The organism is Flavobacterium piscinae, assembly GCF_004122145.1.
GTDB classification, from domain to species: domain Bacteria; phylum Bacteroidota; class Bacteroidia; order Flavobacteriales; family Flavobacteriaceae; genus Flavobacterium; species Flavobacterium piscinae.
This window is the reverse complement of the sequence record NZ_SBKQ01000020.1, coordinates 12,663-28,013: the sequence shown is the minus strand read 5'-3', so window position 1 is coordinate 28,013 and position 15,351 is coordinate 12,663. Positions and strand designations below refer to the sequence as shown.

Here is a 15,351-nt window from a genome sequence, read left to right as displayed (position 1 = left end):
TTAAAGAAATGCTCGAATCTAAAGATTTTACACTTTTTGAAAACCAAATAAAGTTTGATTTAAAAGGCTTTATCATAAAATTGGCCGGTTATTGGAAATGGTTTTTCATTAGTTGGATTGTTGCTTTTCTGATTGCTTATAACGTTAATATTCGAAAAGAGAAAATCTATGAACTTGATACCACAATAGCAGTTAAAGAAGAAAGCAACCCTTTTTTCACTTCCAATACGAGTTTGGTTTTTAATTGGGGAGGAACTTCAGACCAAGTGCAAGGTTTAGCTTCTGCCATTAAATCAAGGTCTCACAATGAAGTGGTAGTTGATAAGTTAGATTTTTATCTTGATTATTTAAAAAAAGGGAAGTACTATATGAAGGATGTTTATGGAGCAGTACCTTTTAAAGTAAAAATCGATAAAACTAAGCCTCAATTGTTAAGAACCTTGATTGGAATAAATTTTATCTCTGAAAACACCTTTGAATTACGTGTGTTTTTTGATGAAGAACAAGCTGAGGTTTTTACATATAATACAAATTCCTCATCAAAAAAAGGAATTAATAGCGGAACATTCACCAAACGATATAATTTCAATCAAGACATTAATTTACCTTTTTTAAACATCCGACTTTTAAAAGATGAGTTTTTAGGTAATTATGTTGGTCAAGAGTATTTTATTAAATTCAATAAATTCGATGATGTTGTAACTCGCTATAGAGGAATCAAAACAACCATTGATAAAAACGCACAATCAATCATTAAATTATCGCTTGAAGGAACAAATAAAAATCGATTAGTGGTTTATTTGAATGAGACAGTGAAAACAATCATTAAAGCACAATTAGACCGTAAAAATCAATTCGCTACCAATACTATTGCTTTCATTGATAGTACTTTATTGGCAATGGAAGATAAATTAAAAGACAATGAAAACGAATTAAAGAACTTTACCAAGAATAAGAACTACTATCAAATCAATTCAGGAGGAGGTCAAATATCAGCAAAAATTTTGACTTATGAAGTTGAAAAAGACGGTATAAACAGAAAAATTGCTTACTATAATTCTCTTAGGAATTATTTAGTCAATAGCGTCGATTTTTCGAAGCTTCCTGCACCCTCTGTGGCCGGTGTTGATGATCCCAATATTGCTATGAATATTTCTAAGATTATTGATTTGTCTACTGAGAGAGCTCAAAAACCTTATTTGGTTAAAAACAAAAAAATGTTCAAAGATTTTGATGTTCAGATGGAGGCCTTAAAAAGTGTTTTGTTAGAAAATATCAAATCTGCTAAAGCATCTTTAGAATATGATTTATCTGTAGTTAATTCAAAATTAAGTCAAGCAGAGGCTGAAATAAGTCAATTACCAGCAGACGAACAGGAGATTTTAAAGATATCCAGAAAGTACGACTTGAACAATACAATTTTTACAAGCTTTTTAAGTAAACGTAACGAAGCAAATATTGTTAAAGCGGCTAATTTAGCTGATGTACACTTTATTGACCCGGCAAAAGATATCGGTGGTGGTCAAATCGGACCAAACACAAAAGTAAATTATGTATTAGCATTCTTTCTCGGATTGTTTATTCCATTGATAGCCGTATTTATTATTTTCTTTTTAGAAAACACAATTTTAAATGCAGAAGATATCAGTAAATTAACCACTATACCTATTATAGGAATTATTGGTATAAAACAAACTAAATCTAATTTAACTGTTTTTGAAAAACAAAAATCATCACTTTCTGAATCGTTCAGAGCTATTCGGTCTTCATTACAATTTATGTACAAAAAACAAAAAGTTGAAGGCTCTAAAACCTTAATGCTAACTTCCTCGATAAGTGGAGAAGGTAAAACATTTTGTTCCATTAATATTGCTACTGTTTTTGCATTGAGTGAGAAAAAAACAATCATTGTTGGATTAGATTTGAGAAAGCCAAAAATATTTGATGATTTTAATATTAAAAATGATGTTGGGGTAGTTAATCATTTAATCGGTCAGAAGACCTTGGATGAAGTAATTCAAACAACACATATTCCTTATTTGGATGTTATCACTTCCGGTCCTGTTCCACCTAATCCATCTGAATTATTAATTGGTGAATCAATGGATGAACTTATGATTGAATTAAAAAAACGATATGATTATATTATCTTAGACACTCCTCCCGTAGGATTGGTAGCAGATGCAATAGAGTTAGCTCCTTATGCAGATGCAACTCTTTATATTATTCGCCAAAACTACACTAAAAAAGAAATGATTAATTTGTTGAATAATAGGGTTCAACGGGAAGAATTAAAAAATGTAAGTATCGTATTCAATGGTTTTGAAAATAGAGCTAAATACGGAACAGGGTATGGATATGGGTATGGATATGGGTATGGATACAGTTATATTTATGGTAACTATACCAATGCTTATGGTGAAGATGAGCGACCTAAGACCTTCTTACAAAAGTTAAAAAAAGCAATTAGAAAAGGATAATGAATAGTTTAAAACAAATACATACAATCCTCATAACCGGTGGGGCAGGATTTATTGGTTCTAATCTTTGTCAGTATTTTTTAGAAAAAGGGCATCAAGTTCGTTGTTTGGATAATTTTGCAACCGGACATCGACGTAATATTGAGCCTTTTTTACAAAATCAGGGTTTTCAACTTATTGAGGGAGATATTAGGGATTTGAAAATGTGTCAAAGGGCGGTAGAAGGAGTAGACTATGTGTTACATCAAGCTGCTTTGGGTTCGGTGCCGAGGTCTATTCATGATCCGATTACGTCTAATGAGGTGAATGTTTCCGGTTTTTTAAACATGTTGGTTGCGAGTAGAGATGCACAAGTGAAACGATTTATTTATGCAGCTAGTTCTTCAACCTATGGGGATTCTGAATCTTTGCCGAAGGTAGAGGAGGTTATCGGTAAACCGCTTTCGCCTTATGCCATTACCAAATACGTGAATGAATTGTATGCTGAAATTTTCAGTAGAACTTATGGTTTGGAAACGATTGGATTGCGTTATTTTAATGTGTTTGGCAGACGACAAGACCCCGATGGTGCTTATGCTGCGGTGATTCCTAAGTTTGTGAAATTATTAATGCAACACGAAAGTCCGGTGATTAATGGGGATGGACTTTTTTCAAGGGATTTTACCTATATTGACAATGTTGTTCAAATGAATGAATTGGCCATGCTTACGCAAAATCCGGAGGCTGTTAATACAGTTTACAACACTGCTTATGGTGACAGAACGACATTGAATCAAATGGTGACATTGTTGAAAGAGTATTTAACGCACTATGATTCAAAAATTGCTTCTGTGGACATTGTTTATGGCCCTAACCGAGCAGGAGATATTCCGCATTCGTTAGCGAGTGTTGAGAAAGCAAAACGATTACTCCATTACCAACCTCGCTATTCGTTTAGTGAAGGACTAAAAGAGGCGGTTGATTGGTATTGGCATAACTTACAATAAATTTATATAGCATGAAAATTACAAAAATTTGCTGCATTGGAGCCGGTTATGTAGGGGGACCTACGATGGCTGTAATTGCACAAAAATGTCCGCATATTCAAGTTACTGTGGTTGATTTGAATGAGCAGCGAATCAAGTTATGGAACGATCCAGATGTTAATAATATACCTATTTATGAGCCGGGTTTGAGCGAAGTGGTAGCCGAAGCGAGGGGAAGAAATTTATTTTTTTCTACCGATGTAGATAAGGCTATTGATGAAGCTGAAATGATATTTATATCAGTGAATACCCCTACTAAAACCTATGGTTCGGGTAAGGGTTTAGCGGCTGATTTAAAATATATTGAGTTGTGTGCCCGACAAATTGCTAGGGTATCTAAAACAAACAAAATTGTTGTAGAAAAATCGACCTTGCCGGTTCGGACAGCAGAAGCGATTAAGAGTATATTGCATAATACCGGTAACGGGGTTAAGTTTCAAATACTTTCGAATCCGGAGTTTTTGGCAGAGGGGACAGCGGTAGAAGATTTATTTCATCCGGATCGGGTATTAATTGGTGGAGAAACCAATGCCGAAGGAGAACAAGCGATCCAAGCGTTGGTTGAGGTGTATGCCAATTGGGTACCTAAGGATAAGATTTTGACTACCAATGTATGGTCATCAGAGCTTTCTAAATTGGTTGCTAATGCCTTTTTAGCTCAACGTGTTTCTTCTATTAATGCCATTTCTGAATTGTGTGAAAAGACAGGGGCTAATGTAAATGAAGTAGCCAAAGCCATTGGGATGGACAGTAGAATTGGACCTAAATTTTTAAAGGCTTCTGTTGGTTTTGGTGGTTCTTGTTTTCAAAAAGACATTTTGAATTTGGTTTATATTGCTAAATCGTATGGTTTACATGAAGTGGCCGATTATTGGGAACAGGTGATTATTATGAATGATCATCAAAAAAACCGATTTGCAAAAAATATTGTCACTACTTTATATAATACGGTTGCCGATAAACAAATTACCTTTTTAGGTTGGGCTTTTAAGAAGGATACGAATGATACCCGTGAGTCGGCTGCTATTTATGTGGCGGATAACTTGTTGTTTGAGCAAGCGAATATAGTAGTTTTTGATCCGAAGGTGAGTTATGCTCAAATTTTATCGGATTTGACTTATTTGGGCAGTCGTACGGAGGCTGAAAATAAAGAGCATATTACCGTGGCTTCGGACCCGTATGAAGCTTGCAAAGGAGCTCATGCTATTGCGTTGCTTACAGAATGGGATGAATTTAAAACGTATGATTGGGAAAGAATATATGCCCAGATGAATAAGCCTGCTTTTGTGTTTGACGGCAGAAATTTATTAGACAAAGCATTATTAACCCGAATAGGGTTTAAATACCAAGCAATTGGTTCATAAATTAATATGGATATTAAAATAGCAGTAATTGGTTTGGGATATGTGGGATTGCCTTTGGCAAGGTTGTTTGCTACAAAATATCCTGTTGTTGGTTTTGATATCAATCTACAGCGTGTAAGAGAGCTTAATGAGGGATTAGACACCACTTTGGAAGTTTCAAAGGAATTATTACAATCGGTATTAAAGTCCGGATCCAATGACCAAAACGGATTGTTTTGTTCTGCTGATTTGGCGGATATTCGCGATTGCAATTACTATATCGTGACCGTTCCCACTCCGGTTGACAAAAACAACCGACCCGATTTGACACCGTTGTATAAATCGAGTGAATCGGTTGGTAAAGTTTTAAAGAAGGGGGACATTGTGATTTACGAATCAACTGTTTATCCCGGGGTCACGGAAGAAGAATGTGTACCGGTGCTTGAAAAAATAAGTGGATTACGTTTTAATGTTGATTTTTTTGCCGGTTATTCACCGGAACGCATTAATCCGGGCGATAAAGAACATACGGTAGAAAAAATATTAAAAGTTACCGCCGGTTCAACTCCTGAAATCGGAAAAAAAGTGGATGATTTATATCAATCCGTTATTACAGCCGGAACGCATTTGGCCCCCACCATTAAAGTGGCGGAAGCAGCTAAAGTAATTGAAAATTCGCAACGCGACATCAATATCGCTTTTGTGAATGAATTGGCCAAGATTTTCAATATGCTTGAGATTGATACACAAGCTGTTTTGGCCGCTGCCGGTACCAAGTGGAATTTTTTACCGTTTAAACCCGGACTAGTGGGCGGACATTGTATAGGGGTTGACCCCTATTATTTGGCTCAAAAAGCACAAGAGGCGGGTTATCATCCTGAGATTATTTTAGCCGGAAGACGACTGAATGACAGTATGGGTGATTATGTAGCTTCGCAAGTGGTTAAATTAATGATTAAAAAAGGAATTACCATTAACTCGGCTAAGGTATTGGTGTTGGGTATTACTTTTAAAGAAAATTGTCCGGATGTACGCAATACTAAAATTGTAGATGTTATTCATGCTTTGACCGATTATGGAATTGATGTAACGATTCATGACCCTTGGGCCAGTGCGGCAGAAGTGCAACATGAATATAATTTAACGTTGCAAAATGAATTGATGGATGAGCAATATGACGGTATCGTTTTAGGGGTGGCTCATAACGAATTTTTATCGCTGGATTTTGGAAAATTGAAGAAAGACATTTCCGTAGTTTATGATGTAAAAGGTATTTTAGGTCATGAGGTTGATGGGAAGTTGTAGTCTGTTGTCGGTTGTCTGTTGTCGGTTGTTGGTTGTCGGTTGTTGGTTTGGAGTTTGTAGGATAGAATTTAGCGTTTAGAATATAGCGTTTAGTGTTGTTTTAAAGAAGTAATTTTATTGTTTGATGAAAAAAATTTTAATTACCGGAGGAGCAGGGTTTATAGGGTCGCATGTTGTGCGGCGTTTTGTGACCCGTTATCCAGCGTATCAAATTGTTAATTTGGATGCGTTGACCTATGCCGGTAATTTAGAAAACATTGCTGATATTGAACACTTACCCAATTATCGTTTTGTGAAAGGCGACATTACGGACGTGGATTTTATTATGGCTTTTTTTCAAAAAGAATCCTTTGACGGGGTTATTCATTTGGCTGCTGAATCGCATGTGGACCGTTCTATTACGGATCCGTTGGCCTTTGTTAGAACCAATGTAATGGGAACCATGAACTTATTGAATGCGGCACGAGCATTATGGGGAAATGTTAAAGAAGGAAAACGTTTTTATCATGTTTCGACCGATGAGGTGTATGGTACTTTGGGGGAAACCGGATTGTTTACCGAAACTACCCCGTATGCTCCTAATTCGCCTTATTCTGCCTCTAAAGCCGCTTCCGATCATTTTGTTCGGGCTTATGGCGAAACCTATGGATTACCTTATGTTATTACCAATTGTTCCAACAATTACGGGCCGAATCATTTTCCGGAGAAGTTGATTCCCTTGTTTATCCATAATATTATTCATAATCGACCTTTGCCTGTTTATGGCGATGGCAATTATACGCGTGATTGGTTGTATGTACTTGATCATGCTGTGGCGATAGACTTGGTTTTTCATGCGGGTAAGAATCACGAAACCTACAATATTGGCGGATTTAACGAATGGAAAAACATCGACTTGGTTCGGTTGTTGTGTGAAAAGATGGATGTTAAATTACACCGTGAACCGGGCACTTCTGCCCAATTGATTACTTTTGTGAAGGATCGACCGGGCCATGATTTGCGTTATGCGATTGATGCCGGTAAAATCAACCGTGAATTGGGTTGGCAACCCTCGGTTACATTTGAAGAAGGTTTGGAAGCCACCATTGATTGGTTTTTGACTCATGAAGAATGGCTTTCGCATGTTACCTCCGGGGAATACCAGCGGTATTATGAAGCACAATATATGAACTCTAAATAAAGCGGATGAAAGTATTAGTTACAGGAGCAGCCGGATTTATCGGTTATCATTTGTCGGAAAAATTACTTTTGGCAGGGTATACCGTGGTTGGGTTAGATAATCTGAATGATTATTATGATGTACATCTCAAATTAGGACGGTTAACACAACTTGGTATAGAGGGGTCCTCCTTTATTTATAATCAATCTTATCAAGGAGATAAACATAAGCAACAATTTACTTTTTTTAAACTTAATTTAGAAGACAGGTCTGCCCTTGATGCTTTATTTAAAGAGCAGGGGTTTGATTTGGTTTGTCATTTGGCTGCTCAAGCCGGTGTTCGGTATAGTTTGGAGCAACCCTTTGCTTATTTGGATAGTAATATCAACGGTTTTTTAACTATCTTAGAAGGGTGCCGAAATTACGGGGTGAACAAACTCATTTATGCCAGTAGTTCCAGTGTGTACGGATTGAATGATAAGGTGCCTTTTTCAACAACTGATATTGTAGATCATCCGATAAGTTTGTATGCCGCTACCAAAAAGTCGAATGAATTAATGGCACATACGTATAGTCATTTGTTTGGAATTCAAACCATTGGCTTGCGGTTTTTTACAGTTTACGGCCCTTGGGGTCGACCGGATATGGCGATGTTTTTATTTACGGATGCCATTTTGCATGATAAGCCTATCAAGGTATTTAATCACGGGAATTTGTCTCGCGATTTTACGTATATTGATGATATTGTAGGCGGGATTTCCAAAATTATTTCGGCATTTGAGGCCGGAACCATTCAACCTCGTTACAAAGTGTATAATATTGGGAATAGTGCACCCGTTAAACTTCTTGATTTTATAGAGGCTATTGAAGAAGTAACCGGTAAAAAGGCCATTAAAGAATGGTTGCCTATGCAACCCGGTGATGTAGAGCAAACATGGGCTGATGTGGACGATTTAATCCAAGATTTTAATTATAATCCCAACACTGATATCAAAGTAGGGGTTGCTGCTTTTGTGCAATGGTACAAGGATTATTATTCAGTTTAAAAGAATGGTAAACGTATCCGTCATCATACCTGTTTATAATGCCGAAAAGTACCTTAAAGACTGTATAGAATCACTTTTACGTCAAACTCTCCCCGAACTCGAATTTATTTTTGTGAACGATGGGTCCAAAGATACTAGTGCACAAATTATAGCCTCTTATCAAGCCACTGATTCGCGGATTACTCTAATCAATCAACCTAATCAAGGCGTTAGTGTTGCCAGAAATAATGGGGTGGACGTTGCTCAAGGGGATTATATTGGATTTGTGGATGCCGATGATACGATTACACCTGAGTATTATCACAAGTTGTTTACGGCTGCTTTGGACAATCGAACTGATATTGTTTTTTCTAACTTTATCCAAGAACAGGATGGTTCGCACATACATTATAAACTACCTTTTCAGGCTGGCGTAGCTTTGAAAAAAGATTATATTGAAACAACTCTTTTACCCTATATGTTTGCAGAGGATGGTTTGAATACTTGCTGTACAAAGTTGTATAAAAGAGAATTACTTCATCAAAATGCTGTTCATTTTCCTCAAGGGATTGCCTTGGGAGAAGACGGTTTTTTTAATCTACAGGCTTTTCATTTCGCTACAGCTGTTCTGTATTTGGATTTTTCCGGTTATTTTTATCGTGAAGTTACCGGAAGTGCCACCCGTAATTTGTTAGAAAAAGATTATTTTCAACGAGCATTACAAGTATATCAATTTGATATTAAAAAGGTGATTCCATTATCGCTTTCTGATAAGGTATTACAAAAACAAAAATCCATTCGTTTGGCCAATAAAGTGGTTTCATACACTTTTATTTATTTAAAACCTTCCAATGGATTGCCGTTTATAAAGAAATATAAGTATGTTCGTGCTATGCTTCGGAATGATTCGGTTAAGGGCATTTTTAACAACGAATGGCATAGATTAAAACAAGCCAAATCGATGTTTCAAAAAATTACATTATATTGCATCAAGTATCAACAGGTCTGTTTACTGTTTATTTTAACCTATTACAGTTACAGAAGAAATAAATAAAAATTGTATGAAAATCTTATTGTACTTTCACGGTGGGAGTAAAAACAGGGGTTGTGAAGCCATTGTAAGGTCAGCTATTCCGATTATTAAAAAAAGTTTACCCCATGCCACTTTGGATTTAGCTTCTTGGGACCCTGCCTCGGATACAGATTTTACAGGGATTTCAAAAATTTATGATGTGCAACCACAGCCTATCGCCAAATTTAGTTTGGATTGGTTTATAAGTTTATATCATGTTAAAGTGCATCACTCGGAGGCTTTTGCCCATAAGACCATGCATAAACGTCTTTTGGATTTGATACCCCATTATGATTTGTTGTTGTCTGTGGGAGGTGATAATTATTGTTATGGTGAGCAACCGTGGTTGTATGTGGTGGATGAGTATATAAAAAAAGCCGGAAAAAAATTGGTTTTGTGGGGAGCCTCAATAGGGGAAGAGGATTTATCTCCGGCTAAAATTGCCGATTTGAAACAATTTGATTTGTTGTTGGTTCGCGAAACCCTAACGGAAGCAGTATTAAATCAGCATGGAATAGCAAATGTTAAGCTTTGTGCTGATGGTGCTTTTACGATGGTTAAAGAAGAGCTTCCCTTGCCGGAAGGTTGGCAAGAAAATAACACCATCGGCTTTAATTACAGTCCGTTGGTATGGAAACGCAATCAGGCCTCTAAAGAGGCAGCCCAACATTTGATTCAACATATTTTGGACACTACTACCCTGACGGTAGCTTTGACACCGCATGTGATGATACCGGGCAACAATGATTATGAAATGTTAGTTGCTTTTTATGAGCGGTTTCAAGATCATCCGCGGGTAATTTTGTTGCCGGATACTTTGAACGCGATTCAATATAAAGGGTATATTGCCCGTATGCGTTTCTTTATCGGAGCACGGACGCATGCTACCATTGCCGCCTATTCTAATTATGTTCCAACCATGGTGTTGGGTTACAGTATCAAATCCAAGGGTATTGCTAAAGATATTTTTGGTTTTGAGCGATTGGTGTTGGGAATCAACGAAATTGCCGATACGGAGAAATTGATTCAAAAGTTTGAAGAATTAAAGCGAGATGAAACGGAACTTCGTGAGATTCTTACGAAAGAGATCCCCCGCATTCAATCGATGTCTTATAAAGCAGGGGAATATTTAGCAACACTGGCGTAAATGAAAAAGAAACTGTTGTTTGTCATACCCTCATTGGATGCAGGAGGAGGTGAAAAAAGCCTTGTGAACCTCCTGAACACCCTTGATTTTGATTGCTATACAGTTGACTTATTGGTTTTTCAACGCAAAGGATTATTCCTGTCGAGTATTCCGGAGGCTGTTACACTACTCACACCTCAGGGTCATTATTCGGTTTTTACCGGTGGCTTAGTGTCTACTTGTTTAAACTTGTTGAAATCCGGAAGAATTTCGTTGCTTTTTCATCGTCTGATCTATTCGTTAAAAACTAAATTTATACGGAATAAAGGAGCTGCAGAACAGTCGGCTTGGTTAAATTTGCGAGAGGCCATCCCCAATTTGGAAAATCCCTATGATGTGGCCATCGGGTTTTTGGAGAAATCGTCTATTTACTATGTGGTGGACAACGTTACTGCCAAGCAAAAGATAGGTTGGATACATACGAACTATTCTCAATCCGGCATGAAACCTTCGTTTGATTTGCCTTATTTTACTCAATTGGATTGGGTGATCACGGTTTCGCCGGAATGTGTTACCGATTTAAAAACCACCTTTCCTACCTTAACTTCTCGCTTTGCTGTTATCCACAATATTGTTTCCGCTAAGTTAATTCGCCAGTTAGCCACTAAAGAACCTGAAAAGGTTATCGATTGGACTCCTTTTACCTTGATTACGGTAGCCCGTCTTAGTCCTGAAAAAGGGTGTGATTTAGCCGTTGAAACCTGTAAACTATTGGTTGAGCAAGGCCTGGATGTTCAATGGCTTTTGATAGGAGATGGAAGCGAGCGACTGTCTCTTGAAGCACAAGTTGCCCGCTATGGTCTACAAAAGCGTTTTTTGTTTTTAGGATTACAAGCCAATCCGTATTCCTTTGTACAAAGAGCATCGGTGTATGTGCAACCTTCCCGATACGAAGGTAAATCGATTGCTATTGATGAGGCAAAGATTTTGTGTAAACCGATTGTTGTGACTAATTTTCCAACGGCTAAAGATCAGATTACTCATTTGAAAACCGGCCTTATTTCGCCGATGCATCCGGAAGATTTGGCTAATGAAATCAGTAAAATTTATCATAGTACTTCTCTTCAAAACGATTTAATGTTACATTTGTCACACGAACACATTGATTCTGAACAAGAAATTGAAAAATTATATGCCTTAGTAAATGGCTAATCAGAAAAAGAAAATACTTTTTATAATTAATAACTTGCATTGCGGAGGGGCAGAAAATGCATTGATTTCACTCCTGCATGTTTTTGATTACACCCGTTTTGAGGTAGATTTATTATTGATGAAATACGAAGGTGTTTTTTTACATAAAGTGCCTCCTTCTGTTCGCATTTTGCCTTCGCCAAAAGAGATCGTTTTTTTTGATATGCCTTTTAAACAGGTTTTGTATAAAAGTATCAAGGGGTTTAGACCGGATATCCTATTGGCCCGTTTATTTTATTTTTTTTATGTTCGCCATGAACCCGTGCCAACCATCAAAGACCAAAAGCTTTGGCGAGCCTTACGACTTTGTTTACCGAAGCTCCCTAACCGGTATGATGTGGCCATCAGTTATCTTGAAAATATACCCAATTGTTATAATGTAGATAAAGTCACTGCAACTAAGAAAATTGCCTTTATAAGGAATGATTACGATAAGTTGGGGATGGACCCCAAGTTGGATCGTCCTTATTTTAAACAATTAACGGCTTTGTTAACGGTTTCTAAATCTTGTGAAGCCATATTGCATCATCATTTTTCAGACCTTCCCATTCAAATTGGTACGATGCAAAGTGTTTTTTCGTTGGATACAATTAAAGTGATGGCGGACGAACCGATAGCGGAGGATTTTTCCGGTACTACGATTGTCTCTGTAGGGCGTTTGTATCCTCAAAAAGGGTTTGATTTAGCCATTGCCGCTTGTTCTATTTTGGTTAGCAAAGGATATGCTATCAAGTGGTATGTTTTGGGAGAAGGTTCTTTGCGAAACGAATTGCAACAGCAAATTGACGATTTGCATTTACATCAACACTTCTTTCTTATCGGGCAAAAAGAAAACCCTTATCCGTATTTACTAAAGGCAACTCTTTATGCACAAACCTCACGATTTGAAGGTAAATCACGGGCTACTGAAGAGGCTAAAATTTTACAAAAAGTAATTTTAGCTACTAATTTTCCAACGGTGAACGATCAACTTAAACATCTTGAAAACGGGTATATTGTAGATTTAACTGCTGAAGCAATTGCTGCAGGGATTCAACAATTGCTAGATAATGAAGAGATTAGGGAAAAACTAAAAGATACGTTGAGTTCTTCTCAAATTAACAACACCAAAGAACTAAAAATTCTTTATGATATAATTGAAAATTAAAACGTATGCTATTCAATTCCATCGATTTTGCTCTTTTTTTACCAATTGTATTTGTTTTGTATTGGTTTGCTACCAATCGGAATTTAAAATTGCAGAATTTATTGATAGTTGTTGCCAGTTATGTTTTTTATGGCTGGTGGGATACCCGCTTTTTGTCTTTAATTCTCTTTAGTACTTTGGTCGATTATTTGGTGGGGATTGGTTTGTTGAAGCAAGAAAATCTAAACAAACGAAAAGTTTTACTTTGGATTAGTATCCTCGTTAATCTTGGATTTCTTGGTTTTTTTAAGTATTACAATTTCTTTTTGGATAATTTCATCACTGCTTTTACCTTTTTTGGTATGCCTATTCAAGCCGGTTTGCTTGACATTATTCTTCCGGTGGGAATCAGTTTTTACACTTTTCAAACTTTAAGTTATTCGATTGATGTGTACCGACGTAAATTAGAGCCCACTCAAGATTTTGTTGCTTTTGCTGCTTTTGTGAGTTTCTTTCCGCAATTGGTGGCGGGTCCGATTGAGCGGGCAACCCATCTTTTACCCCAATTTTATTCAAAACGAGTTTTTAATTATACGTTGGCTGTGGATGGTTTACGTCAAATTTTATGGGGATTATTCAAGAAAATTGTGATTGCCGACAATTGTGCCGAGTATGCGAATATGGTATTTAACAACTCTGATTCTCATTCCGGTAGTACGTTGGTGTTGGGGGCTTTGTTTTTTACGTTTCAAATTTATGGTGATTTTTCCGGGTATTCGGATATTGCCATTGGGACTTCGCGGTTGTTTGGTTTTGATTTGATGCGTAATTTTGCCTTTCCCTATTTTTCCAGGGACATTGCCGAGTTTTGGCGGCGTTGGCATATTTCGCTTTCCACTTGGTTTCGGGATTATCTCTACATTCCGTTAGGCGGAAGTAAGGGAGGGATGAACATGAAAATTAGAAACACCTTTATTATTTTTTTAGTGAGTGGTTTTTGGCATGGAGCTAATTGGACGTTTATTGCCTGGGGTTTTTTAAACGCATTGTATTTTTTACCCTTGTTGCTCACCAACAACAACCGAAACAATTTGGAGGTGGTGGCGTTGGGTAAATTGTTGCCTTCCGGCCGGGAGTTTTTATCTATTTTATTGACTTTTTCACTGACAGTTTTGGCCTGGATTTTCTTTCGTGCCGATAACATTTCGCATGCGTTGAGTTATATTCAAGGCATTTTTACGCCGAGTTTGTTGAGTATTCCAACTATTTTACCGCTTTCCGTTTTTGGTTTATTGGCCTTTTTTATGACGGTAGAATGGATGGGAAGGGGCGAAGCGTATGCTCTTGAAGCCCTCGGCTCCCGATGGAAACGACCCTTGCGATGGGGGTTTTATTATGTGATTGTCTTTTTGATTTTCTTTTTTATGGGCAAAGAACAAGAGTTTATTTATTTTCAATTTTAAAACATGAAAAGTTTTCTACTGAAATGTACCGCTTTCATTGTTCTTCTACTTTTAGTGGTAGTAGGAATTCGTACTATTATTGTAAGGCAAAAACAAAACCCGAATCGCTATAAGTTAGATGCTTCTGTAGAGCATATTATTTTGGGACATTCGCAACCGGAATGTGGTTTAAACGATAGTTTGATAGCCCATACCAAAAATTTCAGTCAAGGTGGAGAAGCTTATTTTTATACTTATACCAAACTCAAAAAACTAATAGAAGTCAATCCGAAAATTAAGACTGTTTATTTGTCGTTTTCCAACAATCAATTGGAGCAAAAGATGGACGAATGGACGTTTGATGCGGTGTATATTAATGATAAATATCCGGCCTATTTCTTCGCCATGGATTGGAAAGAGAAAAAGCTATTGTGGAAGCATAACCCCAAAGCAGTGTTGCAATCGGAACAATTGCTTTTAAAGAATAATTTGGTTGACTTAGTTAAATACAAAGGAAAAATACGTCCGGAAATTTATTGGGGTGATTACCTGTATTTGAAACGTCAAAAAACGGATTCGCTGATTCAAGTCAATTACGTGCAAACTATTGTAAAAGAGCGAGGGAAAGGCATTTCTGAAATCAACCTTACCTATTTAAAGAAAATAGTCCATTGGTGTAAGGAACACAACATCCAACTCCTGTTCTACCGAACCCCTGTGCATACTGTCTTGAGCGAAACGTATGACGAAAAGGCATTTGATTCTATCCGAAAAAAGCATTTTAGCACGGTCCCTTTTTTGGATTGTATTGATTTTCCTTTATCTAATGAAGAATTTGGCGATTTTGATCATTTGAATTACAAAGGAGCGAGAAAATTTTCCTCCTTTTTTAATCAATTAGTTCAGCAAAAAATCACCTCTGAATTTGAAATAAAAAATATATTATTATCCGAAAGTCAACCTGAGAAAACCAGTTCTGAGTAGAAGATTTTCAAAC

The 15,351-nt window shown here is 36.9% G+C and carries 12 protein-coding genes; all 12 read left to right on the top strand.

Translation table 11 applies throughout. The features are described 5' to 3' along the window. Nucleotides 1-8 precede the first annotated feature (8 nt). Nucleotides 9-2,480, top strand: coding sequence for an exopolysaccharide transport family protein (locus EQG68_RS14670; RefSeq protein ID WP_129465642.1), 2,472 nt, complete (start codon nt 9-11; stop codon nt 2,478-2,480). Next, the gene (locus EQG68_RS14665) at nt 2,480-3,466 is read left to right on the top strand and encodes an SDR family oxidoreductase (RefSeq protein WP_129465641.1); all 987 of its coding nucleotides are present in this window, start codon (nt 2,480-2,482) and stop codon (nt 3,464-3,466) included. Before EQG68_RS14670 ends, EQG68_RS14665 begins: the two co-directional genes overlap by 1 nt. A gap of 11 nt (nt 3,467-3,477) precedes the next feature. Next, the gene (locus tag EQG68_RS14660) at nt 3,478-4,869 is read left to right on the top strand and encodes a UDP-glucose 6-dehydrogenase (RefSeq protein WP_129465640.1); all 1,392 of its coding nucleotides are present in this window, start codon (nt 3,478-3,480) and stop codon (nt 4,867-4,869) included. A gap of 6 nt (nt 4,870-4,875) precedes the next feature. Next, a complete protein-coding gene (locus EQG68_RS14655; RefSeq protein ID WP_187347471.1) occupies nt 4,876-6,153 on the top strand; it encodes a nucleotide sugar dehydrogenase in 1,278 nt (425 codons plus the stop codon). A gap of 124 nt (nt 6,154-6,277) precedes the next feature. Beyond that, nucleotides 6,278-7,333, top strand: a complete 1,056-nt coding sequence (gene rfbB, locus EQG68_RS14650) for a dTDP-glucose 4,6-dehydratase (protein ID WP_129465639.1) — start codon at nt 6,278-6,280, stop codon at nt 7,331-7,333. 5 nt (nt 7,334-7,338) lie between these two features. Then, nucleotides 7,339-8,358: an NAD-dependent epimerase gene (locus EQG68_RS14645; protein ID WP_129465638.1), complete on the top strand. Its 1,020-nt coding sequence runs from the start codon at nt 7,339-7,341 to the stop codon at nt 8,356-8,358. A gap of 4 nt (nt 8,359-8,362) precedes the next feature. After that, nucleotides 8,363-9,391: a glycosyltransferase family 2 protein gene (locus EQG68_RS14640; RefSeq protein ID WP_129465637.1), complete on the top strand. Its 1,029-nt coding sequence runs from the start codon at nt 8,363-8,365 to the stop codon at nt 9,389-9,391. A 7-nt stretch (nt 9,392-9,398) separates the two neighbouring features. Beyond that, the gene (locus EQG68_RS14635; protein ID WP_129465636.1) at nt 9,399-10,556 is read left to right on the top strand and encodes a polysaccharide pyruvyl transferase family protein; all 1,158 of its coding nucleotides are present in this window, start codon (nt 9,399-9,401) and stop codon (nt 10,554-10,556) included. Next, nucleotides 10,557-11,747 (top strand): glycosyltransferase, encoded by a 1,191-nt coding sequence (locus EQG68_RS14630; protein WP_129465635.1) that lies wholly within the window; start codon nt 10,557-10,559, stop codon nt 11,745-11,747. It begins immediately after the preceding gene. Next, nucleotides 11,740-12,933, top strand: coding sequence for a glycosyltransferase (locus EQG68_RS14625; RefSeq protein WP_129465634.1), 1,194 nt, complete (start codon nt 11,740-11,742; stop codon nt 12,931-12,933). The genes EQG68_RS14630 and EQG68_RS14625 overlap by 8 nt, the downstream gene beginning before the upstream one ends. A gap of 5 nt (nt 12,934-12,938) precedes the next feature. Then, entirely contained in the window at nt 12,939-14,375 is a 1,437-nt protein-coding gene (locus tag EQG68_RS14620) for an MBOAT family O-acyltransferase (RefSeq protein WP_129465633.1), read from the top strand. Nucleotides 14,376-14,378: 3 nt separating this feature from the next. Continuing rightward, nucleotides 14,379-15,338 carry a hypothetical protein gene (locus EQG68_RS14615; protein ID WP_129465632.1) on the top strand — a complete coding sequence of 320 codons (960 nt, stop codon included), beginning with the start codon at nt 14,379-14,381 and terminating at the stop codon, nt 15,336-15,338. Nucleotides 15,339-15,351: the final 13 nt, after the last annotated feature.

What these genes read in the sequence shown, in the direction of transcription:
- EQG68_RS14670 (WP_129465642.1), top strand. Translation starts at nt 9, where the DNA reads ATGCTCGAATCTAAAGATTTTACACTTTTTGAAAACCAAATAAAGTTT.
- EQG68_RS14665 (WP_129465641.1), top strand. Translation starts at nt 2,480, where the DNA reads ATGAATAGTTTAAAACAAATACATACAATCCTCATAACCGGTGGGGCA.
- EQG68_RS14660 (WP_129465640.1), top strand. Translation starts at nt 3,478, where the DNA reads ATGAAAATTACAAAAATTTGCTGCATTGGAGCCGGTTATGTAGGGGGA.
- EQG68_RS14655 (WP_187347471.1), top strand. Translation starts at nt 4,876, where the DNA reads ATGGATATTAAAATAGCAGTAATTGGTTTGGGATATGTGGGATTGCCT.
- rfbB (WP_129465639.1), top strand. Translation starts at nt 6,278, where the DNA reads ATGAAAAAAATTTTAATTACCGGAGGAGCAGGGTTTATAGGGTCGCAT.
- EQG68_RS14645 (WP_129465638.1), top strand. Translation starts at nt 7,339, where the DNA reads ATGAAAGTATTAGTTACAGGAGCAGCCGGATTTATCGGTTATCATTTG.
- EQG68_RS14640 (WP_129465637.1), top strand. Translation starts at nt 8,363, where the DNA reads ATGGTAAACGTATCCGTCATCATACCTGTTTATAATGCCGAAAAGTAC.
- EQG68_RS14635 (WP_129465636.1), top strand. Translation starts at nt 9,399, where the DNA reads ATGAAAATCTTATTGTACTTTCACGGTGGGAGTAAAAACAGGGGTTGT.
- EQG68_RS14630 (WP_129465635.1), top strand. Translation starts at nt 10,557, where the DNA reads ATGAAAAAGAAACTGTTGTTTGTCATACCCTCATTGGATGCAGGAGGA.
- EQG68_RS14625 (WP_129465634.1), top strand. Translation starts at nt 11,740, where the DNA reads ATGGCTAATCAGAAAAAGAAAATACTTTTTATAATTAATAACTTGCAT.
- EQG68_RS14620 (WP_129465633.1), top strand. Translation starts at nt 12,939, where the DNA reads ATGCTATTCAATTCCATCGATTTTGCTCTTTTTTTACCAATTGTATTT.
- EQG68_RS14615 (WP_129465632.1), top strand. Translation starts at nt 14,379, where the DNA reads ATGAAAAGTTTTCTACTGAAATGTACCGCTTTCATTGTTCTTCTACTT.